This window comes from Candidatus Peribacteria bacterium, assembly GCA_023038255.1.
Classification (GTDB): Bacteria; Patescibacteriota; Gracilibacteria; order Peribacterales; family Peribacteraceae; genus CALREJ01.
Window position 1 is genome coordinate 868,890 of sequence record CP082927.1, and the last position, 25,282, is coordinate 894,171.

Genomic DNA, 25,282 nt, shown 5'->3' on the forward strand with positions numbered 1-25,282 from the left:
TGGTATATATTCAGATGCAGGTATCATTACTGAATAGCTCCCTGCTGCTAGTAGCTATGAGTACATATGACTTTCTTCGGCTTTCTCCAGTGGACTTCGAGGAATTAGTACACGATTTGCTGGAAAAGAAGTTAGGGTTACACCTTGAAGCGTTTTCTGATGGCAAGGATGGCGGCATTGATTTGCGGCATATTGCAAAAACATCATTCAAAAAAACAACTATCATCCAATGTAAACGAACCCAGAAATGGAGTGATCTCAGAAGCTCGCTTCTGAAAGAAGTGAAGAAAGTAACAGCACTGAAGCCGGATCGGTACATTGTTATCACATCAGCAACTCTTACCCCCTCAAACAAAAAGGAAATAGAGAAAATGTTCGAGCCGTACATTACCAATCCCGCCGATATCATTGGAGAAAAAGAAGTAAACCAGCTGCTTCGCGTCCACAAGGACATCCTTGAGGGGCATTGCAAATTGTGGCTACCAGATGCAACCGTTCTGCAAAAAATTCTCCACAGCAGTACAAAAAATCTTTCAGAATTCACAGAAGAAAAAATTGCAAAAGATCTCGAGCTCTATGTGAAAAATGAAAGCTACCAAGAAGCAATGGTTCTACTGAAACAGCACAAATACTGTGTTATTTCGGGCAAACCCGGTATTGGTAAAACGACATTGGCACGGATGATCACATATCATTACCTTTCTAAAGGATATGAACTCGTCCACATTTCTGGCGACATAACCGAAGGGCTCACGATGTTCAGCGAAGGTAAAAAGCAGGTATTTTATTATGACGATTTTCTGGGTAAAAATTTTTTACACCAGTACCTGACCAAAAACGAAGATGAACGCATTCTGACGTTTATTGAAAAGATCAAAAAATCCAAGAATAAGCGGCTGATCCTTACAACCCGTGAATATATCTTGAATCAGGCAAAAGACCAATATGAAACACTGGATCAGCAGAAAGTGGATTTCTCGAAGTGCATTATCGATCTTGAAAGTTACACTAAAATTGAACGTGCACGCATCTTTTACAATCACCTGTTTTTTTCGCCACTTCCAAAAAAGCTGAAGGAAGATTTATGCAAAAATAAAGGTTATATGCAAATTATCGGGCACAAAAACTATGATCCGCGCATTATTCTGCACTTAACCGCACGGACTGACGTCCATAGCGCTGCTGCATTCATAAAAGAAGCAATACAACAACTCAATGATCCGTCTATTATCTGGAGTCATGCATTCGAAAAACAAATCACAGAAAGCTCCAAGTCACTGCTTTTTACACTCTATGGATTTCGCAATGGAGAGAAGGCATCGCGTATCGAAAGGGCATGGGAGGCATACGAAACACACACCACTTCCGTGCAACATCGCACGCGCGGATCAAACGATTTTCCCCATGCAATAAAAGAATTGGAGCGTTCGCTCATTACCGTCAATAAAATAGATGATGATATTTTTCTCAATTTTTACGACCCTTCTGTTGCCGATTTTCTCCTTGCGCGAATCAAAGAAAAACCGATGTTGATTGCAGATATGATTGAACATGCGATCTTTTGGGAGCAAGTGGTAGCTTACGCCAATATCAACTTACACACAGTTGACATTGAATTAGTGAAAGCACGTTTGCATCTTCCGAGTTCTATGAGAAAAACTCACAGCCAGAAGCTTGATTGGTTTACCGCATTTGCAAATAACAAAGAGGTAGTGCATTTCCTTACAAAAGAGATCGAGGAATTGATTGAAAATAAGGATATTGATAGCGCTCTCTTTACGCTCCTCGCCAATACACCGCACCTCAATATCGACTATCAACAGACATTCGACCTCTTTGCCGAAACGGTGCAGGACATAGACTCCCTTCGCTCCTTCATGGACGCCATAAATCGCATGACATTGCAGGAACTGATCAAGAGAGAAAATATAGATGTCACTCCACTGGAAGAACGAGCAAGTGACATTGCGAGCGATCTCTCGCAAATGGGAGACGGCTGTCTACAATTCGACAATGACGACTACTTCATTGGCGACGAAGGAGAGGTGATGGAATACATCGACGATATTGCGGAAATTAATACGTACTTCCGACTCAATTTTGATAGCGACATTGATCGTTTACAAGAAGCCGTTGAACGTACTCGTCCGGATTTTGAGTACGATGATGACTACGAAGGCGGGAGATGGTCATCTGGAGGAGGTGTTGCTTCAGAAGATAAGGAAATAGAACGTATGTTTGATGCAGGATTTTAGCAGCCAAAAAACTCCAAAAAAACTACCCGCTCCCAACAATGCTGGTATCATATCCCTCATATGAAAAAAATCCTTCTCCTCTCATCGGCCCTCATCCTCGCATCGTGCACAGGAAATGTGACAGGTAGTGTCACCGGCAACCAGACAGCATCAGATGACCACAGCATGCACAGTGAAATGAGCAGCGAAGACAACAGTCTCGACAGACTCAACAGTTCCCCGCGCCATCAGGAATGGGTGGAAGTGAAAAACGGCGACAAGACAATCCACACCTTTGTTGTGTATCCGGAAACGACAGATAAGCGTCCGGTTGTTGTTCTCATTCACGAGAACAAAGGACTGAACGACTGGGCGCGCAGCATGGCGGATCAGGTGGCGGAGGCTGGCTACATTGCAGTCGCCCCCGATCTCCTTTCGGAGTTTGATGCCGCACATGAACAGACAAGCGACTTCGCAACTCCAGACGATGCTACCAAGGCGATCGGTCAGCTGGATGCAGCAAGCGTACAGTCTGATCTGAAAGCAGTCGCAGACTGGGCTGAGGCAATCCCCGCCTCCAACGGCAAGCTCGCATCGGCAGGATTCTGCTGGGGCGGAAGTAAGTCGTTTGAATTTGCGGCACAGAGAAGCGATCTCGACCTTGCGATGGTCTTTTACGGAACCGGCCCGACGGATGCCAGCGCCTACAAAACGATTGCCGCTCCGGTTGAAGGATTCTACGGTGGTGCGGACGAACGTGTGAACGCATCAATCGAAGGATCAAAAACAGCGATGCAGGCCGCAGGAAAATCGTACGACCCTGTCATCTACAAAGGTGCCGGCCACGCCTTCATGAGACTTGGAGAAGATCCCACGGGCACACCGGAAAATAAGGCAGCGAGAGATGCCGCCTTTGAGCGTATGAAGACGCTGCTCTCCGGCTTATGAGAATGACTGCTGACTAAGCCAAACCCAGAAAATCGCCAATACAAGAATCGGAATGAGGCTGACTCCCAGTCCCATTCCGATTTTTTGATGACGGATGAGACGCAAACTCCCGATCAATGAACCAACCACAGAGAGGAGACTGACGCCAATAACGGTTCCCACAACTGCAAAGGACCAACCGAGCGCATCGGGAGAATCGAATGCCATGAAGGACAGTCCGTTAATGGTGAAGTACACCGGCAGCGTGATGACAATGAGGATGACGGCAATGATGGAGGCGATGAGGCGGGAGTGTTTCATGTCATCAGTGTAAATACAGAAAGGGCAAATGCCAAAATTTTGCTACACTTACACTATGACCCTCCACAAACTCCTCCCCGTCGGACTCTTCACCGCCCTCTACATGCTGATCGCAACGCCGTTTGCGCTCGCACATCAGAACACCGAATTCCTCTTCTACATCGGGATCGTGATTTTGTTTGCGGTGATTATTGTTTTCATCGATCGCAAAGTCCACTTCTCGCAAGGGCTACTCTGGGCACTGAGCCTCTGGGGGCTGATGCACATGCTTGGCGGCTTACTCGAAATTCCAGAATCCTGGCCGCACGCCGGCGAACATGCAGTGCTCTACAGCTGGTGGATTATTCCCGGCTACATCAAATACGATAACCCGACACACGCGTACGGTTTTGCGGTCGCAACCTGGGTCTGTTGGGAGGCACTCAAAGGCGGATACCCAAACATCAAACCCACCCTCGGCATCCTCGCACTCTGTGCCTTTGCAGGGATGGGACTCGGTGCCCTGAATGAAGTGATTGAATTCGCCGCCACCCTGATGATTCCGGGAACGAATGTGGGTGGTTACATCAATACAGGATGGGACCTGGTCGCGAATCTGATTGGGAGCCTTATGACCGTCCTTCTGATTGCCCTCTTCACGAAAGACTCTGCAAATGCGCATGATTGACTTAACTTGAATGTTAATTATAGTAATCATAGCGAAAGGCGATCATTCATACCTCCTACAGGAAATGGAGCGGTAGATTTATGGTTACAGCCCCCACGATTACAGCAGAAGGCCTCGACTTTGTTCGCGCCATCCAAACAACCGGACGTCTGCTTGATAAGCCAAATCCTGTGACGATCAATACACTGCTGGATCTACTCCATGAAGGAGAAACTCTGGCGGTGCTGATCTCGAAGGGCAAGGACCCATCCAAGGGTATCCACCTCACTCAGAAAAGCGGACTCGAATTCATGGAAGGCCAGGATGCAAATGGATTTGCATTTTACGCAATGCCGCCACAAGACTAGCCCACAGGAATCGCTTTTCGCGCCGGTAAGCAATTGCTTACCAGAAAGACTCAACTCGTCGTTGAGTCTTTTTTAAACAAAACAAAGAACGCTACACTCTCAGCGTGCCACACTACTTCTACCTCGCCCGCTGCGCAGATGACTCGCTGTATGCAGGAACCGCGATCGATATTCAAGAGCGTGAAGCAAAACATAACGACGGCACAGGAGCCAAATACACACGCAGCCGCGGACCAGTGAAGATTGTGTACAGTGAGGAATTTGAAACACTGTCTGAAGCACGAAAGCGTGAAGCTGAAGTAAAGAAATGGCCAAAGTTAAAAAAGGAATCGCTCTTAGAAAAGATTAAGGGATGAGCGTGAGATTAAAGATGAAATAAAACAAAAAGTTCCACCAGAAACATTTTCCCAAAGGGAAAATGAAGGTTCGTCGTTCACGGGGTGGAGTCCGGCCACCCGGGGGTGAAGGGGCAAGCGGAGGGGCGGCTGGCCCGGACCGCACTTTTTGATTCTTTTTGCTGCACGAGCAAAAAGAATGCCCCCGCGGCAGCGGCCCCCGGAGGGAAATCCAGATACAAAGAACAGTGTCATACTTTCCTCATTCAAACGTCATATACCCAGAACCCCTTCCCCCATTTGTATGCGTAAACTTCTCCTGGCTATCGTCATCGCCGTCGTCTTCGGAGGCGGCTGGGGCATCCTGTATTACATCCTCGGCTAATCGCTGTCACAGAGCGGTTCTGCTCTCTATAGTGCATCTATGACAAAGCAAACCGCTCTGATTACCGGCGCATCTGCAGGACTTGGGCTTGAGTTCGCACGCCAGCTTTCCAATCATTCCTGGAATCTGATCCTCGTTGCGCGCAGCAAAGACTTGCTGGAAGCACTCGCACAGGAACTCCGCATGAGCCATGGCATCACCGTCCAGATCATCACTCTCGATCTCTCGGGGGCTGATGCGACCGACACGCTGATGCAGGCAATCAAAGACACGCCTGTCGATCTCCTGATTAACAACGCAGGCTTCGGCGACTTCGGATTATTCCAGGACGCCGATCCCACCCGCACACGCCAGATGATCAATCTGAATGTCGGCACACTCACAGATCTCACGCGCGCCATCCTCCCACAAATGATCACCCGTAAACACGGTCGCATCCTGAACGTCGCCTCGACTGCCGCCTTCCAGCCCGGCCCGCTGATGGCGGTCTACTACGCAACCAAAGCCTATGTCCTCAGCTTTTCCGAAGCACTGAGCAACGAGCTGCAGGGGGCAGGCGTCACCATCACCTGCCTGTGTCCGGGCCCCACCAAAACCAGCTTCGAAAAAAACGCACACCTGGGTTCGTCCAAACTTTTTAAACGTGAACTCATGACTGCAGAAGACGTTGTACGGATTGCACTTGATGCCTGCATGCGAGGAAAAACACTGATCATCCCCGGCTGGAAAAACAGAATGGGCGCATTCGTGACACGCTTTATCCCGATCAGTACCGCTGCAAAAGTGGCACGGTTTGTTCAGTCACCATCCATTTCAAAATGACTGAAATCAATCAGCTGAGCGACATTGTCTGAAGGAAATTCCATACAATTCGTCAGCCAACCCGCATCGGACAGATCGAAACCCAGATCGCTTACTGCATCAAAAAATTCCGACTGATGCCCTCCGATAATCCCGAAAACCACCTTCACCTCCTCTCCGTCAGTAGACACCAGCACAGTGGCGATCTTCTCTGCATAACGCTGAGAAAATGCCACAATCCGGTCAACAATCTCTGTCTGGAATTGTTCAGGTGTCTTCTTGGATGACCGGAGCATTCGCTCCATACGTCCAGCAACATCGTCACCATCCTGCTCAGGGGGATTCACGAAGATGCACTTCTTTGAAACCGGATGCAGCCCCGTGTCTTCATGAAAAATACTGTCCATACGGGAATCATTCCCCTGCTTGAAACAGAGATCAATACAGAACAGCGCTTCGGTTCCACACAGACACTCGCTACACTGCATGCATGAAAGTAGCCCTCGTCCATGAGCTTCTGACCATGCGTGGCGGCGCCGAGCGCGTCCTGCGGATTCTTGCGCGCACGTTTCCGGACGCCCCGATCTACACGCTGCTCTACGACGAGAAAAAGCTTGGGGAATGGTTTCCAAAAGAAAGAGTGCGGCCCGGCATCAAAAATCCTGCCAGCTTCAATCATCATCGGTACCTGAAGCAATTCCCGAAAGTAGCGGAAGCCTGGGACTTTTCGGAGTTTGATCTGGTCATCAGCAGTTCGTCTGCCTTCGTGCACGGCATCATCACCAACGGCAAACCCAAACATCTGTGCTACGTGCACTCCCCTGCCCGCTATCTGTGGGACCGGACACATGATGTGGTGGATCGTGCGTCGCAAGGACCGCTTGGATTCCTGAAGAAGATCTATCTGGAATCCACATTTCACACACTCCGCAGATGGGACGCAGAAGTCGCCCCACGTCCGGACATGCTCATTGCCGCATCCAAAGAAGTGCAGCGCCGCATCCAGCTCTACTGGGACCGGAACAGCGACATCATCTACCCGCCGATAAGTGACGATTGGTTCGTCAAAGCCCCCAATAACCAATCACCAATAACCAATCACCAATTCCTCATCGTTTCCTCCCTCGTCGACTACAAACGCATCGACATCGCAATCCACGCCTGTAACAACCTGAAACTACCCCTGAAGATTGTCGGCGAAGGCCCATCGAAGGCTGCACTGCAGTCCATCGCCGGACCGACAATCAATTTTCTTGGATACAAAGATCATGATGAGCTGAAGCAACTCTACAGAGATGCAACCGCAACCATCGTCCCCGGCAAAGAAGACTTCGGTCTTGTTGCACTGGAATCCATGGCGTCCGGAACACCGGTCGTGGGACATGGTGAAGGAGGCATTACAGAAACAGTGTTGGATGGGGTAACCGGAGCGTTTTTTGACGCAGAAACACCCGAATCTTTGATGGAAATCCTGCATGAGTTCGATCCAAAAAAATACTCAGTCCAAAAGTGCAGAGAGCAGGCGGAAAAGTTCAGAGAATCTGAGTTTGTACAAAAGTTGCATTCATCCATAAAAACCCTGATGAGCAACGGTCACTGAGTACAAAATTTGCGCTAGACAACTATCCACAAAAGAATCGGAGGTGTCTTGCCCGGCATTCCGACAGAGGTATTCTTTCAATGGACAGAAGACGTTCACTTTTCCAGCACTTCCCTCTCATGAAACTTCCGCTTCGACTCTTGGCTCTTTCAGCTCTGACAAGCGGTTTTCTCATGCTCCCAGCTCTCGCAAGCGCTCACCCTGTCACCGTCGCCCGCGCAGACGGTTCGGTCCAGGCAGTCTATTCCCTCCGCGGCCGGATGATGTTTATCAATAAAGTATCCCGCCGGAATATGAGGCACCAGAGATTTGTGGAGCGGACGCAGCAGGAATGGCTACAGAAGGATTTTATTTAGGGATATCCGTCACCGGACATCAGGTATCGGCGCTTTTTAAAGAAGCTTTCTCCAAAGACAAAGCATTTTTCACATCCCGGTGACCGGTGACCGATACCTGGTTACCTATAAAAGTCCCATCTGCGCAGATTCCGGCGGTATTTTACCAAGTCGTTCATACGTCTTTTTTGTTGCCATACGGCCTTTCGGCGTGCGCTGCAGATAGCCCTGTTGCATCAGGTACGGTTCGTACACGTCTTCGAGTGTCTCCTCTTCTTCGGCGAGGATTGCTGCAAGAGTCGAGAGTCCAACCGGCCCACCGCCGAATGCAGTCACAATTGTGTCCAGGAGCGACCGATCTGTTGCGTCCAGTCCTTCGTCGTCGATATCGAGTGATGAGAGCGTCTTTTCCACGCAGGCAAGGTTAATCACCTCTTCATCACGCACCTGGGCAAAGTCGCGGACAGCACGGATTAGACGGTTGCCGATGCGCGGGGTTGCGCGGCTGGCGGAGGCAATGCGGTGTGCAGCGAGTCCTTCCATGGCAATCCCAAGAATAGAAGCAGACCGTTCGATGATGCTCTGCATTTCTGCGCGATCGTAGAATCCGAGTTTGAAGTTATGCAGGAAACGATCGCGAAGCGGCGCACTGACTGCACCGGCTTTCGTTGTCGCACCCACAAGCGTGAACGGCTTGATCGTCAGACGCACCGAACGCGCTGTCGGACCTTTGCCGATCATGATATCCAGCACGCAGTCTTCCATCGCTCCGTACAGCACTTCTTCTATAGCGGGACGCAGTCGGTGAATTTCGTCGATGAACAGCACATCTCCTTCTGCGAGGTTCGTCAGGAGTGACGCGAGATCACCCGGTTTCTCAATAGCCGGTCCACTGGTTACCCGCACCTGCGCCTGCATTTCCTGAGCAATGATATGTGCGAGCGTTGTTTTGCCGAGTCCGGGAGGTCCATGCAGCAACGTATGCCCCAGAGGCTCTTTGCGCTTCCGAGCAGCTTCAATATGAATCAGGAGATGATCCTTAATCTTGCTCTGTCCCACGTAATCACTGAGGATTTTCGGCCGTAATGTCTGTTCTACTACATCAGACTCCGCAGGAACCGCTGTCGGTTGCAGAATGGGAACTTGCCGCGGCTGTCTGTTTATCGCCACGGAAATGAGTGTAGCAGATGAAACAGACACCCCAAACCATGTATTGACACAATATTAATAATAGTATTTAATACCCTTCCTGTCCCATCTGTTCCCTCTACGGTGTCCTGCACGTATGATGGGCAATGTTCTCTCTCCTGTGTTATGACGTCCCGCAGCAAAATCATTATCACAAGCCTCTTACTGGTATTCCTCGGCGGTCTCAGTGCTGCTGATTATTACCTGTCTGCAGGTCACGGAACCGTGACACGGTCTGGAAGCGGCTCAACGATCTCATCTGTTCCAGTTGGGGGCGTACGGAAGCAGAGCGGTCCCGATGTTGAAACGATTATTGCAGCAGAAGGATTCACAACCTCGTCTACAAGCGACCTCAGTTTCCTGGCGCAGATTGGCGGAAGCGATACAGAAATAGAAGCTCAGGCCATTCTGAAGGATGGTGACCGCGCAGGATCTGTGACATGGATTGAGTCTCCGAAGGTCAAAACCTACTTCATTTCCCTCAAGGAAGCACTTTTGACGGCATTCTCAGCAGACATGCGTGATCTGAAGGATGAAACGCTGCAGAGCCCGACCGGCCCTGTCCGGAACTACCTGACATTTGTGGACCCATCCCTCAGCACAGAACGTCTCGTATTCGTCCGTGTCCGTGAACGTTTGTACGAATTCCATATCGTTTTGGGCAAGGAAGAGATGATGAATACGCTGATTCAGGCGATCACCACGAAATAAGACCTCTATTTCCCACAAAGAATCCGCTTTACTTCGTGAAGAGGAATCATTACTATCTGCGAACTTATGGCAAAGAAGATCAAGAAAGTCATCAAAGTGCAAGCACGCGGCGGACAGGCAAACCCTGCTCCCCCACTCGGTCCGGCCCTCGGTCAGGCGGGTGTTGATATCCAGGGATTCTGCACGCAGTTCAACGCTGCGACGAAGGATCGTATGGGACAGCTCGTGCCAGTGCAGATTACAGTGTACGAGGACCGCACATTCTCTTTTGTCACAAAGCAAGCTCCGGCTGCCGAACTCATCAAGGAAATCACCAAAGTGAAGAACGGCTCCGGCGAACCGAACAAGAAGAAAGTCGGCAACATCACCCAGGCTCAGCTTCGCGAGATTGCAACCATCAAAATGCCGGATCTCAACACGAAAGACATTGAGTCCGCTATGCACTCCCTCGCAGGAACAGCTAGAAGCATGGGAATCACGGTTGAAGCTGCGTAACGTTGGTTATGGGTAATGAGTTATGGGTTATGGGGATTTTTGGAGATTGCGTTTTGTTGATTCAATGAGCCCAGATAACAGCCTTCTTTGTCTCTCAACTATTTGAAGAGCTTTTTGAATATGTTCTTGTGGTGCGAATTTAATGCGAATAGCTATATAAAGAAACGCCTCAACCTCCGTACACTCACCTCTTGCAATTGTGTATTTATTAGCTTTATCAGCGTAGGTAAAACGTCCAAAACCTTCTGCCAGATTTGCAAGAATACTCGTTGATGCTGAGCGCATTTGTGATGTCATCTCATAGAGCTCTGTACGCGGAAATTTTTCAGTCAGCCTGTAGATCTCTTCAATAAGATCCAGGCCATTTTTCCAGGCCTCTAAATCACGATACGATTGCATCTTTCTTTTTTATAACAACAAAACTTTTTTACAAGTTTTTAGTGCATATCCGTACACCCTACCCATAACCCATAACCGATAACTCATAACCAATCCATCATTAAAAGATCATCTTTCTCGTGAGCCGCAATCGCAATAACGTGCATACGGCTGCTTTAAAACATACGATAGAATCCTCCTCCCAGATTTCGCTAATGCCCCTGACCCCCATCACCGTCTCCGCAATGTTTCAATCTGTCGGTATTGTCTCCGGTTTCTTCCTGCCGATTGCCGTTCTCTTTCTCTTTGCGGTCCTTGTCATTCCGGGCTTGTCCCGCGCTGGTACGAAGCCGGAAACACTGGCAATGGCTGCGTACGGCTATCTGGCGGAATCACTGGGCATCATTCTCATGACCGCAGGCGGACTCCCTGCAGTACACGCAGTCGTCTCACACCAGATTCTTACAAGTAACACCTACCTCGGGCTCCTGCTGCTTTTCATTATTGGCGGCATCACGTACCTCTGGCATGACTCCATGCTCCAGAAAGTCGACAGCATCTCAAAGGCAATTCCTGCAGCTCTCTTCTTCTACTCCTGGAAGTTTATCGGTCTCCTTGTTGCTCTCTTTGCCAGCTTGTCTTTCATTCTTGAGCTCCTCGTGGGCGCTAGCGGACAGACCTACGGCTGGTGGAACGTGCATCTGGTGATGCTCCTCTACGGACTCCTGCTGTGCTGGTTTACCGTTAAACCGCACACGCCGGCTGCTGTCGCACGCCCCACCCCTGTCCTGAAGCCCAGGACCGTGATTGCCTCAAAAGCCAAGAAGCCTGCAGCAAAGAAGGCTAAATAGGCATTTCTTGCATCTGTAAGCCTTTCTTGGCATACTGTGCGCACGTATTTGTGGGAGTCCGCTTTTGGCGAGACGCTGAACCACATCCCCCCTCTTTTTATGTCCAAGCAGACAGTACAGCCGCGCGTGAAAGTCCGTGGCAAAAAGTACCGCGAAGTTGCGGCTCTTGTTGATGCAACGAAGTTGTATTCCATGGAGGAAGCAACGGAACTTATCACAAAGCTCAACACTACCAAGTTCGATGCGACTGCAGAAGCACACGTCCGCATCAACGCAGACACAACACAGGCTGACCAGCTTGTCCGCACCACAGTGAACCTGCCGCACGGAACCGGTAAGACCGTCCGCGTCGCAGCATTCGTTCCGGATGATCTGATTGATGAAGCAAAGAAGGCAGGTGCAGAAATTGCAGGAAACGATGATCTCATTGCCGCTATCGAGGCAGGAGAAATCAACTTCGATGTCGCCATCGCCGTGCCAGCTATGATGAAAAACCTCGGTAAGATCGCCAAGTCTCTCGGACAGAAAGGTCTCATGCCGAACCCGAAGGCAGGAACGGTCACAGAGAACGTCGGAAAGACGATCGAAGCACTCAAGAAAGGACGTATTGAATGTAAGATGGATAAGTTCGGCATCATCCACGTACCGTTCGGAAAAGTCAGCTTTGGTGGCAAGAAACTTGCAGAGAACCTCAAGGCTCTCATCGCCGGTATCGAGGAAGCTCGTCCGTCAGGAATCAAGAACACCTACATCATGACTCTGAACATTGCTCCGACCATGGGTCCGGGCGTGAAAATTCAGCTGTAATGCAGTCACTCATAGTAATCTGAAACGGGGCTTCGGCCCCGTTTTTTGTAATTTGCAATGCCACGGAAAGAGGGTATCTTTTTCCGTATTCCCCTTCATTCTATGCCTTCTGAAATCCCGTCCGATGAAAGCACTGAAGCAGCTGCCTTCTATGCCGCTCGTCCAGAGCTCACTGTTGAACACACATTGGTGCACATTGGAGAAGCATACGGAAAGGCAGTGGAAGCGCAGGTACGGGAAACAATCAGACTCAATAATAGTGTTCCTGCAAATATTGATGAAGTCATGGCAATGGTTGAAGGTGCCTGCAATGTCGTCTTTGCTACCCATTTTGCAGGACAGGCAGCTGTAGAAAAGAATCCAATAGTCGGTGAACCTATTGATAGCCATCACTCCAGAGAGCTTGCAGCTGCGTAATATTGTCTTTTGCGCGTCGCAATATTTCATACAGAAAAGCAGGGATAGACAAGAATATTTGTCATAGTATGATGACACACAATGCTCAATGCAGACTCCCCTGACGTGGCAGAAATAGATCCAGAACTTGCGAGACTGATGGCTATTGCCCATGAGAAAATAGATGCGCCGGAAGATCCTCAGCGTACTATCCGAAAGTTGATTTCCGCATCCTGGTTTTCAAAAATCCCTATCAAGCGGCAAACAGAGATGCTTCAGGGAACGCTCGAAGATCTTTTTCCAAATAGCACCAGACCAGACCCCACGATTGTCTTCAGGGCACTACCAACCACTGAAGTGACAGCAAGATCTCAGTTTGATCTACAGAAAAAACTGCGAAACGCACTGGGGGGTGACACCGCTGTCCGGCCTTTTGACGAACAAACGAAAGCTGATTGATGGATTACAGAGCAGAGTAACATCGCTAAGCTTCCTTTGATTTCTTTTCCACTTCTACAATGCCATTCAAATCAATCGATAAAATAGATGGTTCAGATACAGGCTTAACGCTTGAAGAGATTTTAACATATACAGAAAGAGCACGCGGACGTCAGTTTGTAGAACCCATGAGAAATGCGATGCAAAGTATTTCCAATATTTCTGCTCTCACAGTAGCCGAAATGATCGACATACTAGACAGATTGGCAAGATAGGAATGTGCAGGAAGAATGAATTTACCGACCGAACAGAATCTCCTTCGCCCCTGCAAACGTCTCCACACGCACCAGCTTCTGACGCATGTCGGATGCACCATCAAATCCCTTCACATAGCTAGCCAGGTGCCGGCGCATTTCCAGCATCCCCTTCTGTTCTCCTTTGATTTTGACGGCAAGTTCGCAGTGCTCAAGGATCATCGGGATTTTTTCTTCAAATGTGCGTGGTGCAGAAGAGTCTGCCGAGCCTTTTCCGAGGGTCAGTGCATCGACAATATCGCGCATCACCCACGGATTTCCGAATGTCCCCCGTCCGACCATCACACCGTCGAGATTGCCGATTTTTTCCAGTGCATCTGCAGCAGAATACACATCACCATTGCCGATAACCGGGACCTTCACCGCTTTTTTGAGTTCGTAGATTTTCTCCCAGCGCGCCTTTCCCGTGAACTTATCCTGGAAGGTGCGACCGTGGATCGCAAATGCCTGTGCGCCTGCCTCTTCAAGTTTTTGGCAGAACGGAATCAGTGTTTCATCGGTGTCCCACCCGAGTCGCGTCTTCACGCTGACCGGAATCGAGACTACTTTCACGGTTGCCGCAACAAGCTCAGCAGCAAGTTCCGGCTTGCGGATGAGCGCGGCACCATGACACGAGGACACGACCTTTGCTGCAGGACAGCCCATATTGATATCGATACCATCCGCACCAGCCTGTTCAATGATTTTTGCCGCTTCGAGGAAATGATTCGGATCATGCCCGAACACCTGCACAATGAACGGCCGCTCAATAGCGGGATCGAAGTCCATCATTTTCATTGTTTTCTTGCCACCGAACGCGAGCGCATCCGTGCTTAAAAATTCTGTGTATACCACAGTCTCCGGTGCGATTTTTTTGATGAGCTGACGGTACGATGCATCGGTCACACCCGCCATGGGGGCGAGGGCAACAATGGGGCGCGCGGCAGTGGACCAGGAAAACGCCATGAGTGAAAGAAACACAATGTCTTTAAAATGCGAGCCAAAACACGGCTTTGCTCTCCAAGAATAGCGGAAAACTGCGTATCGTAGAAGCACTTTCCATGCGTAAAGAAGCCCGTTTACCGGCCCTCGCTACTGCCGCCCTGTTCCTGTGGATGGTGACTGCGACCGATGCAGCCTTTGCACAGTTTCAGGAGGGGGTTGTGGTCAATGGAATCGGCGGATGCAATTTTACGACCGGCTACCTCAGTAGCGCCTGTATTCCGCAGTTTATCGGACATCTCATTACCTTCGTGTACAGCTTTGTCGGAACATTTTTCGTCGTGAACGTGATGTACGCCGGCTATCAACTGGCCATCGCATACATTGGCGAAGGAGATAAAGGAGCTGGAAAAGAACGATTAAAATGGTCTATCGGAGGCCTGGTTGTGGCAACATGTACTTTTCTGATTCTTGATCTCGTCCTCTACGTCGTCCTCGGAACCTAAACCTTAACCTCAATCTCATCCCTCCCACCCGTATGGCTTCCAAGAAAAAGGCAGCAGACAACTTCACCTCCTTCCGCATCCTCGGAAAGCGGGCACAGGATTTATTCCTCAAAGCAAAGGAGCTGAAAAAACGTGACACGGCGGGCGCGGAGCTGATGGATGTCGACGAACAGACCGGTGAACCCGATCTGACAGTTCGTTTCTCCCTGCTGAACATTGTGCAGGTGACGCTCATTATTCTCGCCATTGGCGTCGGCGCATGGATGCTTGTCATCATGCGCGACAAACTGATTCTCATGCTGCTTGCGTTCTTTGTGGCGGCGATTATTGATCCGGGTGTGCGGATGATGGAACGGATGGGATTTCCGCGCGGTATCGGCGTGCTGATCCACTATTTTTTGGCACTCTGTATCTTCCTGTTCCTGGTCCTCTCCTTCATTCCGATCATCGCGACCCAGCTGCAGCAGATTGCAATTCTTATTAATGACAGCGTGAACGCCTTCCTCACAAACCCGCAGATTTCTCTGCCGCTTGTGGGACCGGATGTCAATCAGCAGCTCACAGAGTTTGTCCGTGTGACACTCGAAAACCTCTCCATCAACCGCTTTACGGATGCATTGCAGACGGTGAGTACAAACATGACCTCTATTGCGCAGGGCTCCTTTGCATTTGCAACAAAAGTAGCGGGCAGCGTGCTCGATTTCTTTGTGAATATGGTCATTGTGCTGGTGCTCGCATTCTTCATTCAGCTCGAGCGTGAACATCTGCGCTCCTGGTACAGAAGCTTCTTCCCGCCGCGTTACCGCGCATACATGGATACGAAGACAGAAGCGATGCAGCAGAAGATCGGACAGTGGGCACGCGGACAGATGCTGCTTGGCCTCAGCATCGGCCTGCTCGTGTTTGTGGCTCTTACGATTCTGCGCATGCCGTATGCGGCGACACTGTCGATCCTTGCAGGATTCACGGAATTCATTCCGTATGTCGGCCCCTTCATTGCAGCGATCCCGTCCGTACTGATTGCACTGACAGAAGGCGGGTTTGTCTGGGCACTGATTATTGCCGGCGTGTACTACGTCATTCAGTGGTGTGAAAATAATCTCCTCGTACCCCTCATCATGAAGCGTGCGGTCGGCCTCTCGCCGATTGCCATCATCTTTGCGATGCTCACTGCCCTCAGCTTCCCGACCATCATCCACCCGATCCTCGGCCTTCTGCTGGCAGTTCCCGTCACCACTATTATTACCATCTTCCTGGATGACTTCCGCCGCACTCCTCCAACGCACAAGCAGTGAAGACATCTTTTCTTTGCATTGCCCAAAAAGAACACGTTTTTGGAGCCTGCACAGTTCCGCCGGAACCAAGAAATATGATAAAATCTCCGGAAGTTAGTTGTGTATAGCACTCTCCATGCTAGAGTGATAATTCCCTCTAATACGACTCCCCATAACCCATAACCCATAACTCGTAACCCATAACCCATCCCGTTATGCACCCCTTCGACCGCTTCACCCCGAACGCAAAGCTCGCACTGCAGATTGCAGAGCAGGAAGCAAAGACGATGCAGAATACCTACATCGGGACGGAGCACCTGTTACTGGGCTTACTCAGCATTCCAAAATCACTCGCCTTCTCTATTTTTACCGGAGCCGGCGTCACACTGGAGAATGTCCGCATTCTTCTGAAGGCCTCGAAAACGCCGAGCATTGAGGGCAAGCACGTGAAGCACGGGCTCTCCACATTTTTGCACACGGTGATTGAGCAGTCTGTGGTGACCGCACACAAATTCCGCCACACGAACGTGGGCACAGAACATTTGCTTTACGCCCTTGTCTCCACCGGAAAAAACGCCGGTACGATTCTGCTGGAAAACATGCAGGTCGATCCGGAAGAACTGAAGTCGCACATTGAAGAAATGTTCGGTCAGATTTCCCAGTTCCGCCAGCAGAATAAGAATGTCGAACAGTCACTGGAATCATTCTTCCACGGACTGCAGGGTGCCATTGCCGGCAGTCAGCCGACCGGTGCAGAACCGGAGGGCCTGAAGCGCCGCCGTGGTGACGGAAACAGCAAGACTCCTGCACTTGATTACTTTACAGATGACCTCGTTGGAAAGGCGCGCGAGAATAAGATCGACCCGATTATCGGACGCGACAATGAGATTGAACGCGTGATCCATATCCTCAACCGCAAGACAAAAAATAACCCTGTGCTGATTGGTGAACCGGGTGTCGGAAAGACCGCGATTGTCGAAGGTCTCGCACAGAGAATTGCAACCGGCAAGGTTCCCGACTCTCTCAAAAACAAGCGCGTGCTCGTGCTGAATCTGGGATCACTCGTAGCGGGTACCAAGTACCGCGGTGAATTTGAGCAGCGGTTTGAAGACATTATCAAAGAGGCAGTCCAGAGCGACAAACAGATCATCCTTTTCATTGATGAAATCCACACGGTGGTCGGCGCTGGAAGTGCAGAAGGATCGCTCGATGCTGCAAATATTCTCAAGCCCGCCCTCAGCCGCGCCACCATTCAGGTGATTGGCGCAACCACTCTCGACGAGTATCGCACAGTGGAAAAAGACCGCGCCCTCGAGCGCAGATTCCAGCCGGTGCAGGTCGATGAGCCGACACTCAAAGACACCGTGGAAATCCTCAAGGGGCTCAAGCAGTCTTTCGAACAATTCCATCACCTCTCGATTGGTGACGATGCCATTGAAGCTGCTGTACAACTCAGCAACCGCTACCTGACAGAACGTTTCCTGCCGGACAAAGCGATTGACGTGATTGATGAAGCATCCGCCGGAAAGAGCCTCCAGCACGCACGGATTTCCCCAGAACTCCAGGCTGTAGAAGATAAGCTGGAAACACTCGGACTGAAGCAGCAGGAAGCCGTAAAGGAGCAGAAGTACCATCAGGCACTCAAGCTCAAGCAGGAACAGCAGGAACTCAAAGAACAGCGCGAACGCATGCTTGCCGCTGCAGACGGTGACAAGCGCACGCCGGTCGCCATCACGCCTGATGATATCGCGGCTGTGGTTGCCCGCATGACGGGTGTTCCAGTTATGAAAATGATGAAGCCGGAAGTGAAGCGTCTCGCAACCCTCGAACAGATTCTCCGCGCCCATGTGATTGGTCAGGACGATGCGATCCGCAAAGTCTCCCGGGCCATCCGACGGTCCAGAGTCGGTATCGGCGACAGCCGCCGCCCGATCGGCTCCTTCCTCTTCCTGGGACCCACAGGAGTCGGAAAGACAGAGCTTGTCCGCACACTGGCACGCGAAGTCTTCCACCGCGACGACGCGCTGATCAAAATCGACATGTCCGAGTTCATGGAGCGCCACAACGTCTCACGTCTCATTGGCGCCACAGCAGGCTACGTGGGGTACGAAGAAGGAGGTCAGCTGACCGAAGCTGTCCGCCGCAAGCCATACTCCGTTGTGCTCTTCGATGAAGTGGAGAAAGCTCACCCGGAATTCTTCAATCTCCTCCTCCAGATTCTGGAGGACGGCACCCTCACCGACGGTCAGGGAAAGGTGGTCGACTTCAGAAACACGATCATCGTGATGACGTCGAACATCGGTGCTGCAAAGCTGACGAAGCAGGCTGCGAAGATCGGCTTCAAGCTGGAAGATGAAGCACAGAGTGAAGAGAGTGAATATGAAGCAAAGCGCCAGGAAGTGATTGCAGAACTCAAAGACAACATGCGTCCGGAGTTCCTCAACCGCATCGATCATATTATTGTCTTCAACGCACTCAATCAGGTGCATATCCGCAAGATTGTGAAGACACATCTGGAAGAACTTGAGAAGCGCCTGAAGGAGCAGGGCTACGGACTGGAGATTGAACAGAAGGCTATCAATGTATTGGCGACCAAGGGCTTCGATCCGGAATACGGCGCCCGTCCGGTCCGCCGCGTCATCCAGGAACTCGTGGAAGATGAAATTGCGGAAGATATTCTGAAAGGTGTGTTCCACAAAGGAGATATCATCAAAGTTATCCGCAAATCTGATGAAAAACTGGAATTAATGCACGGAAAGGCCAAAAAGGGCAGTTCTGTGAAGGAAGAACTGGAAATGGCGATCGTCTAAACATGCCTGAAACGGGGTGTCTGAGCCAAAGACTGGTTCGGCACCCCTTTTTCTGCTATACTAAACAGATTTCCTGACACACATATCCATGCCGATTGAACCCATCAAAATCCCGCAGAACGTCTACATTGAGGACCGCATTGTCGGCCCTCTGACCCTCAAGCAGGTGATCATCTGCGCGCTGGGTGGTGGTTTCAGCTACGCGATGTTCGTCTCCATCAGTCAGGCATACGGCGCTATCGCAATCCCCCTCCAGATTCTCATCTGGTTCCCGGCCGCTCTCTCTGTCATCTTTGCATTCGTGCGCATCAATGACCTCAGCATGATGCGCCTGTGCCTTCTTCTTCTGGAGCGCATGAACAAACCGAGCACCAGAACATGGGCACCGCGCCGCGGTATTATCATCAACGTCCGTACATTCCACACGGTGGCCGAGGACAAAACGGCACGCCGTCCTGTTGTTGCAGAAAAGAAAGTACAGAGACTCGATGAACTGAGCGACCTGCTGGACCTGCATACAGGAAACGCACCGGTCCCGCCGCCTGTTCCTGCTCCCGTCAGTGATGATGAACTGTTCTCCGGTGGCGAACCGCTTGATACTGATGAGGAACTGATGAGTGGCGACAACCCGAATGTGATCCGGCGTCCTGTCGATACAACGCGCATTTCTGTCAGCCCCGCTGTGAACGGCCAGAGTGTGGACGGTGTTGCCCCCGTCACCGGTTCCGTCTCGATTTTCCGTGATATCTCCCCCGCCTGACATGCCAGACAAAGAACCTAAAAGCACCGTGCGCACACGCAAGAACACCAGCAAGCTCTCCACGCAGCGCTCGCTCCCGGTCGGCGAAGTCCGCAACAATACAATCATCCTGAAAAACGGCGGCATGCGTGCCGTTCTTGCGGTCGAAGCGCTGAACTTTAATCTCAAAAGCGAAACGGAGCAGCAGGGAATCATCGCCGGATACGGCGCGTTTGTGAACACGCTCACCTTCCCGCTGCAGATTGTCATCCGCTCCACCCGCACGAATATCGATGAATACCTGGCAGTGGTAAAAGGTATCGGTGAAAAGCAGGAGAACGAACTCCTCCGCAACCAGACACTTTCCTATGTGCTCTTCATGCAGAAACTGATCGAGATGGCCGACATCATGCAGAAGCGCTTTTATGTCATTGTGCCCATTGACCACACCGACCGTAAGAAAACGATGTTTGAGCAGTTCTTTGACTGGCTCCATCCGGATGACAGTGCCGCGAAAGCGAGCATCCGCAGCCACGAATTCACAACCGCTGCAGCCAAGCTCAACGAGCGCGTGGACCTGATTTCCTCCGGCCTCAGCAACATCGGGCTTCACGTAAAGCGCCTGGAAACCCGCGATCTCATTGAAATGCTCTATCAGACCTACAACCCGAAAACGAGCCAGAACCAGAAGATTCCGAAGAGTATGGAAGATTTGGGGCTGGAAGCCACCGCGCTCTGAGGAAAACGGTGATAATTGACAAATAGGCTTCATAGAAGCATACTGTCGGTCGATTTGGTGCTGCTCGTGCAAGAGCACTGATCGCCTTTTTATTCTCTCCCCTTGCACCCCAGTTTTTATGTCCCCAAAAACACTCGTCAAAGAACCAGTGAACGCACTGATGGAGAAGCTCATGGAGCAGTCTCCTGCTATTTTCCGTCCGCGTCCGGGCGAACTTGTGGAAGGCATTGTCGTCTTCCGCGGGAAGAACAAACTCCTCCTCGATATCCAGGGTGTCGCTACCGGTATCATCTCTGGCCGCGAACTCCGCGATTCATTCAACACCTTCAAGGAACTGGCAGTCGGCGACACCGTCGGCGCACTGGTGCTTGAAGATGAAAACGATGAAGGACTCGTTGTTCTGAGCCTCCGCATGGCGTCTCAGCGCAAGGCATGGGATCGTTTCCACAAGCTGATTGAAGGAGAGCGCACCATGAAATTCACCGCTCAGGAAGCAAACAAGGGTGGTCTTATTGCCAACATCGACGGCATCCGCGCCTTCCTCCCGGTCTCTCAGCTCGCTCCGGTCAACTACCCGCGCGTCAACAACGCCGACTCCGGAGAAATCATCAACCGCCTCGCAAAGTTTATTGGTCACACCTTCACGGTCAAAATCGTGACGATGGATCAGGAAGCAGGAAAGATCGTTGTCTCTGAGCGTGACGCGATGGCTGAAGAGCGCTCCAAGGCTCTCGAAGGTCTCGCAATCGGCGCAGAGAAAGACGGTATCATTTCCGGTATTGTGAAATTCGGCGTCTTTGTGACCTTTGATGGTCTCGAAGGTCTCGTGCACATTTCTGAAATCGCCTGGGGCCATGTGAAGAACCCGGCTGAATACGCAGAAATGGGTGACCGCGTCCGCGTCAAAGTCATTGGCGTCGATGGCGACAAGCTCAGCCTCTCCATCAAGCAGCTCACGAAGGACCCATGGGAAGAGGTTGCTGAGCGCTACCCTGTTGGAAAGAAAGTATCCGGAACCGTCGTGCGCTTTGCAGACTACGGTGCCTTCCTCCGCCTGGAGAAGGACATCAACGGTCTCGTGCACCTCTCCGAAATCGCCCACCACAAAGTGGCTGATCCGTCCGAGGCCCTGACCATCGGTCAGAAGGTTGAAGCACAGGTCATCAACATTGATGTCGACGAACGCCGCATCGGTCTCTCCATCAAAGCTCTCCAGCCAATCGACAAAGAGACACTTGAGCGTATCCAGCGCGAACAGGCTGAGGAAGAGGCGGCAAAGGCAAAAGATTCCGACGATGCCAAGGATTCCGAGGAAAAATTGGAAGGCTTCGTAGCCAGCAAGGATGGCAAGAAGTACTACGATGCAAACACAGCGGCTGCAAAGAAGATCAAGGACGAGAACCGCGTGGAATTCAAGACTTCAGAAGAGGCAGAAGCAGCAGGTTACACTGCGTAATGACTGCTTTATAACTCATGAAAATCGGAGGGATGCGTGACGACCGTCATCCCTCCGATTTTCATATAGGTCGATTGTGTCTCTTCCGTTACTCTGTCATTCCCATGAAAGCATTCATTTTCGACTTCGACGGCGTGATTGTGGACAGCGAACGGCACTGGAAAGAGAATGCCTCCGCCTTTTTCCCGACCATCATCCCCCACTGGACCCCGACAGACAGCGGCCGCATGACCGGGCTTGGGCTGCAGGCCGGACATGAGTTGCTCATGCGCGAATATGGACTGACAATGAATTACGATGAGTACATGAATCACCGTACAAAACTATCGGTCGATGCCAACATGGAGGAAAGAATCCAGATCGTGCCGGGCATTCCCGCCCTTCTGGACCGACTGGTTGCAGAAGATATTCCAATCGCCATCGGATCATCAGCACATCGGCCATGGATTGACCGCATGCTTGCACTGCTGGAACTCACATCGTATTTCCCTCTTATCTGCTGCGCGAACGACGTGGATGAGCGCGTGAAACCGGCACCGGATATCTATTTGCTGGTTGCAGAAAAGCTGAAGGTAGACCCGAAAGACTGTGTTGTGCTGGAAGATTCATTCTATGGAGTCACTGCTGCAAAAGCCGCCGGCATGTACTGCATCGGCTATCGATATGACTCAAATCATGAACAGAATCTTGATGCCGCAGACAGGATCATCACCACTATGGATGAGCTGACTACAGGCATGCTCCGATCACTCTGAAAGCGACTGCTGGCTCAGAAAGTGCAGGTGCAAATAGAACACTTCCTGTCCCCCGCCCTTCCCGACGTGATACGTCAGTTTGTAGCCGTCGATTCCTTTCGCTTTGGCAAATTCCTGGGCCTTCAGAATAAGTAATCCGGGCAGATCTTTCGTCGATTCATCAATATCCGCAACAGACGCCACAAAGAGCTTCGGCACAAACAGAAGATGTGTGGGCGCTTTCGGGTGAATATCTTTGAAGGCGATCACATCATCGTCTTCGTACACGATATCCGCAGGGATCTCACGGGCGATTATTCTATGGAAGATTGTGGGTTCGGCCATAGTGTCAGCTTACCTCCGATACGGGGCAGAATGGAAGATCATCGACAATGAAAAGAGTCATAAATTTGATACCTATAGGCCATTTCATTGAATTTTTTCATGAAAAGGAGCATAATAGATCTACATGGTAAACACCCCGTCAGAGAAGGCACCATCACTCACATCCAGTCCGGACTCCCTGTCCGCTGCGCCTGTTATTGTTGCCCAGCCGAAGAGCGTGGATCTCACATCTTTCATGGAGGGACTGGGACAGTTCACAGAGAATGCAAACGACAAGCCTGCGAATGATGGCAGCGGATCAGGCGGCACCGCAGTAAAAACAACCAGCCAGACACAGAGCGGTCTCTCTGCACGCGATCTCGCGATTGCAAACCTGCCGATTCCCGTCGTCATGCAGAAGGAACTGGAACAGCACATCCGCGAAGAAGTGAAGAAATTGCGCAAGCAGGCAAAAGTGATTGCATCAATGTCTCGCCCGGGAAGCGCCTACAAGGCAAACCTGCTCTACGCCCGCATCCGCCGCTTGAATGCCCTGCTCGCAAGTTTGTTTGAAGCATCTGTGGAAGTCCTGAAAAGACTGTTCGTACGCGTGTTTATCGACAAACAGAGTATTCAGTGAGGGTATCGGTCACCGGGATATCAGTCACCGGGTATTTTTGGCATATCAAATAAAGATATTCAACCCCGATGACCGGTGACCGATACCTGATACCTAGTCATTCTTTTTATCATGCTTCTTCGTTTTCTCATCCAAAAACCCCGACACCCACGCCATCGCCTGGTCAGCCATGGAGAGCGGCTTGAGGATAACGGTCTGCAACTCTTCAGTCACAATCTGCGTCCGCTTCATCACCTTGCGCAGATCCACCACAATGAAAATCACATGATACAGCACCACAACCAGCATGACGCCGATCACAATGTAGAGTCCGTGGATAATATCGAGGGAAGACCAGAGCATACGGGTCAGGTGAAGAGTACACTTCATACTAGTCATTTCGAATTTCATGCGCAATCTCCTGCAACACGTCCGGCGTCTGGAAGCAAGCTCGATCCTTATCGCGCTCATCACCGCGTATCAGAAAACTCTCTCTCCGGACCACGGGCCGCTCCGGCATCTGTACACGTACGGCTACTGCCGGCATTCCCCCACCTGTTCGGAGTACGCGAAAATTCAACTCAAGGAACGAGGGGCAGTTATGGGATCTTTCCTGGCGATCAAGCGGGTTCTGAGCTGTAACCCGTTTACGCCTATTTCTGAGGAAAAATGGCGGGAAATGGCAAAGCGCCAAACCTCTTCCCTTTAGGACCAGTTCTTAGTATCCTCTTGCAACGTTCTGGGGATAAAAAGCCCCTTTCACACGCGGGTATCGTACCAGCCTTCGCCAAGGCTACGGCCGGCAAGCAGTGGTAAGGTATCTCAGAAAAAGATCATTCTCATAAGCGGGTATCGTACAGTGGTAGTACATCAGCCTTCCAAGCTGAGGATGCGGGTTCGATTCCCGCTACCCGCTCCAAAATTCCAGAGAATTTTGGAGCTTCCAAGCTCTAAAACAAGGAGCGCGCCAAGCATGCGACGCCGTTTTTGGCTTAGAGGGCAGTACTGAGACAAGAGCCGAACAAGCATGCAAAAAATAAAACTGAATATGAATTTCATGAAAAACACTACTATAATCTGCTCATGGATCTCCACCCGCTCTTCATTCACTTTCCTATAGCGTTACTCTCCGTCTACAGTTTCCTGGAGCTGATCAGATATTTTGCTGCAGGGGCACGGTGGACGCATACGCGAGGCGTTCTTGTAATCACCGGTGTGATAGGTGCATTCATGAGTCTTTCGACCGGCGAAACAGCAGAGCACCTTTTTAAAAAAGCTGAACTCCATGCCGTTCTGGAAATACATTCCCTGCTCGCGAACGTGACGACATGGGTGTACGCAATTCTGGCAGCCGCGTATCTACTCCTCTGGTTACAGGGAACAACACTGCTTCAGTCGGTGCCACAGGGATTCAGAACACCGATTTCCATAGGCATGCGGATCGCTTCGGTAATAACTAGCGCACGCATTGCACCTGTTCTTGCAACTCTTGGCTTTCTTGGCTTATTGATGGTCGGATCTCTCGGAGCGATCCTGGTGTATGGTCCGGATTTTGATCCGGTGACATCATTCATGTATCGCCTATTCTTTGGTGGATAATACCTATAACGCTTGCCAACTGTTTCCATTG

31 protein-coding genes and 1 tRNA gene are annotated in these 25,282 nt (G+C 50.8%); 25 read left to right on the forward strand and 7 right to left on the reverse strand.

Translation table 11 applies throughout. The features are described 5' to 3' along the window. Nucleotides 1–56: 56 nt before the first annotated feature. Nucleotides 57–2,255, forward strand: a complete 2,199-nt coding sequence (locus K8942_04210) for a restriction endonuclease (protein ID UPA22228.1) — start codon at nucleotides 57–59, stop codon at nucleotides 2,253–2,255. A 165-nt stretch (nucleotides 2,256–2,420) separates the two neighbouring features. Then, nucleotides 2,421–3,182, forward strand: a complete 762-nt coding sequence (locus K8942_04215; protein ID UPA23147.1) for a dienelactone hydrolase family protein — start codon at nucleotides 2,421–2,423, stop codon at nucleotides 3,180–3,182. Here the strand turns inward: K8942_04215 and K8942_04220 are convergent. Further along, a complete protein-coding gene (locus K8942_04220) occupies nucleotides 3,177–3,482 on the reverse strand; it encodes a hypothetical protein (GenBank protein UPA22229.1) in 306 nt (101 codons plus the stop codon). The genes K8942_04215 and K8942_04220 overlap by 6 nt on opposite strands. Before the next feature lie 55 nt (nucleotides 3,483–3,537). Here K8942_04220 and K8942_04225 point away from each other — a divergent pair, with 55 nt between their 5' ends. The 4 genes from K8942_04225 (at nucleotide 3,538) to K8942_04240 (ending at nucleotide 6,038) form a co-directional block, all read left to right on the forward strand. Further along, nucleotides 3,538–4,149, forward strand: coding sequence for a hypothetical protein (locus tag K8942_04225; GenBank protein UPA22230.1), 612 nt, complete (start codon nucleotides 3,538–3,540; stop codon nucleotides 4,147–4,149). Between the two features lie 80 nt (nucleotides 4,150–4,229). Continuing rightward, nucleotides 4,230–4,496 carry a hypothetical protein gene (locus tag K8942_04230; GenBank protein ID UPA22231.1) on the forward strand — a complete coding sequence of 89 codons (267 nt, stop codon included), beginning with the start codon at nucleotides 4,230–4,232 and terminating at the stop codon, nucleotides 4,494–4,496. 104 nt (nucleotides 4,497–4,600) lie between these two features. Continuing rightward, nucleotides 4,601–4,852: a GIY-YIG nuclease family protein gene (locus K8942_04235; GenBank protein UPA22232.1), complete on the forward strand. Its 252-nt coding sequence runs from the start codon at nucleotides 4,601–4,603 to the stop codon at nucleotides 4,850–4,852. Nucleotides 4,853–5,255: 403 nt separating this feature from the next. Further along, on the forward strand, nucleotides 5,256–6,038 hold the full coding sequence (locus K8942_04240) for an SDR family oxidoreductase (GenBank protein ID UPA22233.1): 783 nt from the start codon (nucleotides 5,256–5,258) through the stop codon (nucleotides 6,036–6,038). Here the strand turns inward: K8942_04240 and K8942_04245 are convergent. Continuing rightward, nucleotides 6,014–6,505: a hypothetical protein gene (locus tag K8942_04245; GenBank protein ID UPA22234.1), complete on the reverse strand. Its 492-nt coding sequence runs from the start codon at nucleotides 6,503–6,505 to the stop codon at nucleotides 6,014–6,016. The genes K8942_04240 and K8942_04245 overlap by 25 nt on opposite strands. A gap of 2 nt (nucleotides 6,506–6,507) precedes the next feature. On the opposite strand from K8942_04245, the gene K8942_04250 reads away from it, so the two are divergent. Further along, nucleotides 6,508–7,617 carry a glycosyltransferase gene (locus K8942_04250; protein ID UPA22235.1) on the forward strand — a complete coding sequence of 370 codons (1,110 nt, stop codon included), beginning with the start codon at nucleotides 6,508–6,510 and terminating at the stop codon, nucleotides 7,615–7,617. A gap of 173 nt (nucleotides 7,618–7,790) precedes the next feature. Continuing rightward, nucleotides 7,791–7,973: a hypothetical protein gene (locus K8942_04255; GenBank protein ID UPA22236.1), complete on the forward strand. Its 183-nt coding sequence runs from the start codon at nucleotides 7,791–7,793 to the stop codon at nucleotides 7,971–7,973. A 105-nt stretch (nucleotides 7,974–8,078) separates the two neighbouring features. Here K8942_04255 and ruvB read toward each other — a convergent pair whose 3' ends face one another. After that, nucleotides 8,079–9,089, reverse strand: coding sequence for a Holliday junction branch migration DNA helicase RuvB (gene ruvB, locus K8942_04260; GenBank protein ID UPA23148.1), 1,011 nt, complete (start codon nucleotides 9,087–9,089; stop codon nucleotides 8,079–8,081). A 177-nt stretch (nucleotides 9,090–9,266) separates the two neighbouring features. Between ruvB and K8942_04265 the strand changes: the two genes are divergently transcribed. Then, nucleotides 9,267–9,851: a hypothetical protein gene (locus K8942_04265; GenBank protein UPA22237.1), complete on the forward strand. Its 585-nt coding sequence runs from the start codon at nucleotides 9,267–9,269 to the stop codon at nucleotides 9,849–9,851. Between the two features lie 66 nt (nucleotides 9,852–9,917). Beyond that, on the forward strand, nucleotides 9,918–10,346 hold the full coding sequence (gene rplK / locus K8942_04270) for a 50S ribosomal protein L11 (protein UPA22238.1): 429 nt from the start codon (nucleotides 9,918–9,920) through the stop codon (nucleotides 10,344–10,346). Between the two features lie 27 nt (nucleotides 10,347–10,373). On the opposite strand, the gene K8942_04275 is transcribed toward rplK, so the two are convergent. Next, nucleotides 10,374–10,745, reverse strand: a complete 372-nt coding sequence (locus K8942_04275) for a four helix bundle protein (protein UPA22239.1) — start codon at nucleotides 10,743–10,745, stop codon at nucleotides 10,374–10,376. Between the two features lie 194 nt (nucleotides 10,746–10,939). On the opposite strand from K8942_04275, the gene K8942_04280 reads away from it, so the two are divergent. The 4 genes from K8942_04280 (at nucleotide 10,940) to K8942_04295 (ending at nucleotide 13,237) form a co-directional block, all read left to right on the forward strand. Further along, nucleotides 10,940–11,575 (forward strand): hypothetical protein, encoded by a 636-nt coding sequence (locus tag K8942_04280; protein ID UPA22240.1) that lies wholly within the window; start codon nucleotides 10,940–10,942, stop codon nucleotides 11,573–11,575. Between the two features lie 99 nt (nucleotides 11,576–11,674). Then, nucleotides 11,675–12,382: a 50S ribosomal protein L1 gene (gene rplA / locus K8942_04285; GenBank protein UPA22241.1), complete on the forward strand. Its 708-nt coding sequence runs from the start codon at nucleotides 11,675–11,677 to the stop codon at nucleotides 12,380–12,382. Nucleotides 12,383–12,484: 102 nt separating this feature from the next. After that, the gene (locus K8942_04290; protein UPA22242.1) at nucleotides 12,485–12,799 is read left to right on the forward strand and encodes a hypothetical protein; all 315 of its coding nucleotides are present in this window, start codon (nucleotides 12,485–12,487) and stop codon (nucleotides 12,797–12,799) included. An 81-nt stretch (nucleotides 12,800–12,880) separates the two neighbouring features. After that, entirely contained in the window at nucleotides 12,881–13,237 is a 357-nt protein-coding gene (locus K8942_04295) for a hypothetical protein (GenBank protein UPA22243.1), read from the forward strand. A gap of 275 nt (nucleotides 13,238–13,512) precedes the next feature. On the opposite strand, the gene dusB is transcribed toward K8942_04295, so the two are convergent. After that, nucleotides 13,513–14,475 carry a tRNA dihydrouridine synthase DusB gene (dusB, locus tag K8942_04300; protein ID UPA22244.1) on the reverse strand — a complete coding sequence of 321 codons (963 nt, stop codon included), beginning with the start codon at nucleotides 14,473–14,475 and terminating at the stop codon, nucleotides 13,513–13,515. A 95-nt stretch (nucleotides 14,476–14,570) separates the two neighbouring features. Between dusB and K8942_04305 the strand changes: the two genes are divergently transcribed. The 7 genes from K8942_04305 to K8942_04335 all read left to right on the forward strand — a co-directional run bounded on the left by K8942_04305 (nucleotide 14,571) and on the right by K8942_04335 (nucleotide 22,730). Next, a complete protein-coding gene (locus tag K8942_04305) occupies nucleotides 14,571–14,957 on the forward strand; it encodes a hypothetical protein (GenBank protein UPA22245.1) in 387 nt (128 codons plus the stop codon). A gap of 32 nt (nucleotides 14,958–14,989) precedes the next feature. Further along, on the forward strand, nucleotides 14,990–16,252 hold the full coding sequence (locus K8942_04310) for an AI-2E family transporter (GenBank protein UPA22246.1): 1,263 nt from the start codon (nucleotides 14,990–14,992) through the stop codon (nucleotides 16,250–16,252). Between the two features lie 194 nt (nucleotides 16,253–16,446). Beyond that, a complete protein-coding gene (locus K8942_04315; GenBank protein UPA22247.1) occupies nucleotides 16,447–19,041 on the forward strand; it encodes an ATP-dependent Clp protease ATP-binding subunit in 2,595 nt (864 codons plus the stop codon). 88 nt (nucleotides 19,042–19,129) lie between these two features. Next, the gene (locus K8942_04320) at nucleotides 19,130–19,801 is read left to right on the forward strand and encodes a PrgI family protein (protein UPA22248.1); all 672 of its coding nucleotides are present in this window, start codon (nucleotides 19,130–19,132) and stop codon (nucleotides 19,799–19,801) included. A gap of 1 nt (nucleotide 19,802) precedes the next feature. Then, the gene (locus K8942_04325; protein UPA22249.1) at nucleotides 19,803–20,519 is read left to right on the forward strand and encodes a TraC family protein; all 717 of its coding nucleotides are present in this window, start codon (nucleotides 19,803–19,805) and stop codon (nucleotides 20,517–20,519) included. Nucleotides 20,520–20,637: 118 nt separating this feature from the next. Beyond that, nucleotides 20,638–21,975: a S1 RNA-binding domain-containing protein gene (locus tag K8942_04330; GenBank protein ID UPA22250.1), complete on the forward strand. Its 1,338-nt coding sequence runs from the start codon at nucleotides 20,638–20,640 to the stop codon at nucleotides 21,973–21,975. Between the two features lie 104 nt (nucleotides 21,976–22,079). After that, nucleotides 22,080–22,730 (forward strand): HAD family phosphatase, encoded by a 651-nt coding sequence (locus K8942_04335; GenBank protein ID UPA22251.1) that lies wholly within the window; start codon nucleotides 22,080–22,082, stop codon nucleotides 22,728–22,730. Here K8942_04335 and K8942_04340 read toward each other — a convergent pair. Further along, nucleotides 22,722–23,054, reverse strand: a complete 333-nt coding sequence (locus K8942_04340) for a histidine triad nucleotide-binding protein (protein UPA22252.1) — start codon at nucleotides 23,052–23,054, stop codon at nucleotides 22,722–22,724. The genes K8942_04335 and K8942_04340 overlap by 9 nt on opposite strands. Nucleotides 23,055–23,178: 124 nt before the next feature. Between K8942_04340 and K8942_04345 the strand changes: the two genes are divergently transcribed. Then, nucleotides 23,179–23,673: a hypothetical protein gene (locus K8942_04345; GenBank protein ID UPA22253.1), complete on the forward strand. Its 495-nt coding sequence runs from the start codon at nucleotides 23,179–23,181 to the stop codon at nucleotides 23,671–23,673. Between the two features lie 93 nt (nucleotides 23,674–23,766). Here the strand turns inward: K8942_04345 and K8942_04350 are convergent, their stop codons facing one another. Next, nucleotides 23,767–24,042, reverse strand: coding sequence for a hypothetical protein (locus tag K8942_04350; GenBank protein ID UPA22254.1), 276 nt, complete (start codon nucleotides 24,040–24,042; stop codon nucleotides 23,767–23,769). 19 nt (nucleotides 24,043–24,061) lie between these two features. Between K8942_04350 and yidD the strand changes: the two genes are divergently transcribed. From yidD to K8942_04365, 3 genes are all read left to right on the forward strand, one after another. Beyond that, nucleotides 24,062–24,361, forward strand: coding sequence for a membrane protein insertion efficiency factor YidD (gene yidD / locus K8942_04355; GenBank protein ID UPA22255.1), 300 nt, complete (start codon nucleotides 24,062–24,064; stop codon nucleotides 24,359–24,361). A 136-nt stretch (nucleotides 24,362–24,497) separates the two neighbouring features. After that, a tRNA-Gly gene (locus tag K8942_04360) sits at nucleotides 24,498–24,571 on the forward strand. Nucleotides 24,572–24,735: 164 nt separating this feature from the next. Next, entirely contained in the window at nucleotides 24,736–25,251 is a 516-nt protein-coding gene (locus tag K8942_04365; GenBank protein ID UPA22256.1) for a hypothetical protein, read from the forward strand. Nucleotides 25,252–25,282 lie beyond the last annotated feature (31 nt).

Coding starts and splice junctions, on each gene's coding strand:
- K8942_04210 (UPA22228.1), top strand. CDS start 57: ATGAGTACATATGACTTTCTTCGGCTTTCTCCAGTGGACTTCGAGGAA.
- K8942_04215 (UPA23147.1), top strand. CDS start 2,421: ATGCACAGTGAAATGAGCAGCGAAGACAACAGTCTCGACAGACTCAAC.
- K8942_04220 (UPA22229.1), bottom strand. CDS start 3,482: ATGAAACACTCCCGCCTCATCGCCTCCATCATTGCCGTCATCCTCATT.
- K8942_04225 (UPA22230.1), top strand. CDS start 3,538: ATGACCCTCCACAAACTCCTCCCCGTCGGACTCTTCACCGCCCTCTAC.
- K8942_04230 (UPA22231.1), top strand. CDS start 4,230: ATGGTTACAGCCCCCACGATTACAGCAGAAGGCCTCGACTTTGTTCGC.
- K8942_04240 (UPA22233.1), top strand. CDS start 5,256: ATGACAAAGCAAACCGCTCTGATTACCGGCGCATCTGCAGGACTTGGG.
- K8942_04245 (UPA22234.1), bottom strand. CDS start 6,505: ATGCAGTGTAGCGAGTGTCTGTGTGGAACCGAAGCGCTGTTCTGTATT.
- K8942_04250 (UPA22235.1), top strand. CDS start 6,508: ATGAAAGTAGCCCTCGTCCATGAGCTTCTGACCATGCGTGGCGGCGCC.
- K8942_04255 (UPA22236.1), top strand. CDS start 7,791: ATGCTCCCAGCTCTCGCAAGCGCTCACCCTGTCACCGTCGCCCGCGCA.
- K8942_04265 (UPA22237.1), top strand. CDS start 9,267: ATGACGTCCCGCAGCAAAATCATTATCACAAGCCTCTTACTGGTATTC.
- rplK (UPA22238.1), top strand. CDS start 9,918: ATGGCAAAGAAGATCAAGAAAGTCATCAAAGTGCAAGCACGCGGCGGA.
- K8942_04275 (UPA22239.1), bottom strand. CDS start 10,745: ATGCAATCGTATCGTGATTTAGAGGCCTGGAAAAATGGCCTGGATCTT.
- K8942_04280 (UPA22240.1), top strand. CDS start 10,940: ATGCCCCTGACCCCCATCACCGTCTCCGCAATGTTTCAATCTGTCGGT.
- rplA (UPA22241.1), top strand. CDS start 11,675: ATGTCCAAGCAGACAGTACAGCCGCGCGTGAAAGTCCGTGGCAAAAAG.
- K8942_04290 (UPA22242.1), top strand. CDS start 12,485: ATGCCTTCTGAAATCCCGTCCGATGAAAGCACTGAAGCAGCTGCCTTC.
- K8942_04295 (UPA22243.1), top strand. CDS start 12,881: ATGCTCAATGCAGACTCCCCTGACGTGGCAGAAATAGATCCAGAACTT.
- dusB (UPA22244.1), bottom strand. CDS start 14,475: ATGGCGTTTTCCTGGTCCACTGCCGCGCGCCCCATTGTTGCCCTCGCC.
- K8942_04305 (UPA22245.1), top strand. CDS start 14,571: ATGCGTAAAGAAGCCCGTTTACCGGCCCTCGCTACTGCCGCCCTGTTC.
- K8942_04310 (UPA22246.1), top strand. CDS start 14,990: ATGGCTTCCAAGAAAAAGGCAGCAGACAACTTCACCTCCTTCCGCATC.
- K8942_04315 (UPA22247.1), top strand. CDS start 16,447: ATGCACCCCTTCGACCGCTTCACCCCGAACGCAAAGCTCGCACTGCAG.
- K8942_04320 (UPA22248.1), top strand. CDS start 19,130: ATGCCGATTGAACCCATCAAAATCCCGCAGAACGTCTACATTGAGGAC.
- K8942_04325 (UPA22249.1), top strand. CDS start 19,803: ATGCCAGACAAAGAACCTAAAAGCACCGTGCGCACACGCAAGAACACC.
- K8942_04330 (UPA22250.1), top strand. CDS start 20,638: ATGTCCCCAAAAACACTCGTCAAAGAACCAGTGAACGCACTGATGGAG.
- K8942_04335 (UPA22251.1), top strand. CDS start 22,080: ATGAAAGCATTCATTTTCGACTTCGACGGCGTGATTGTGGACAGCGAA.
- K8942_04340 (UPA22252.1), bottom strand. CDS start 23,054: ATGGCCGAACCCACAATCTTCCATAGAATAATCGCCCGTGAGATCCCT.
- K8942_04345 (UPA22253.1), top strand. CDS start 23,179: ATGGTAAACACCCCGTCAGAGAAGGCACCATCACTCACATCCAGTCCG.
- K8942_04350 (UPA22254.1), bottom strand. CDS start 24,042: ATGAAGTGTACTCTTCACCTGACCCGTATGCTCTGGTCTTCCCTCGAT.
- yidD (UPA22255.1), top strand. CDS start 24,062: ATGCGCAATCTCCTGCAACACGTCCGGCGTCTGGAAGCAAGCTCGATC.
- K8942_04365 (UPA22256.1), top strand. CDS start 24,736: ATGGATCTCCACCCGCTCTTCATTCACTTTCCTATAGCGTTACTCTCC.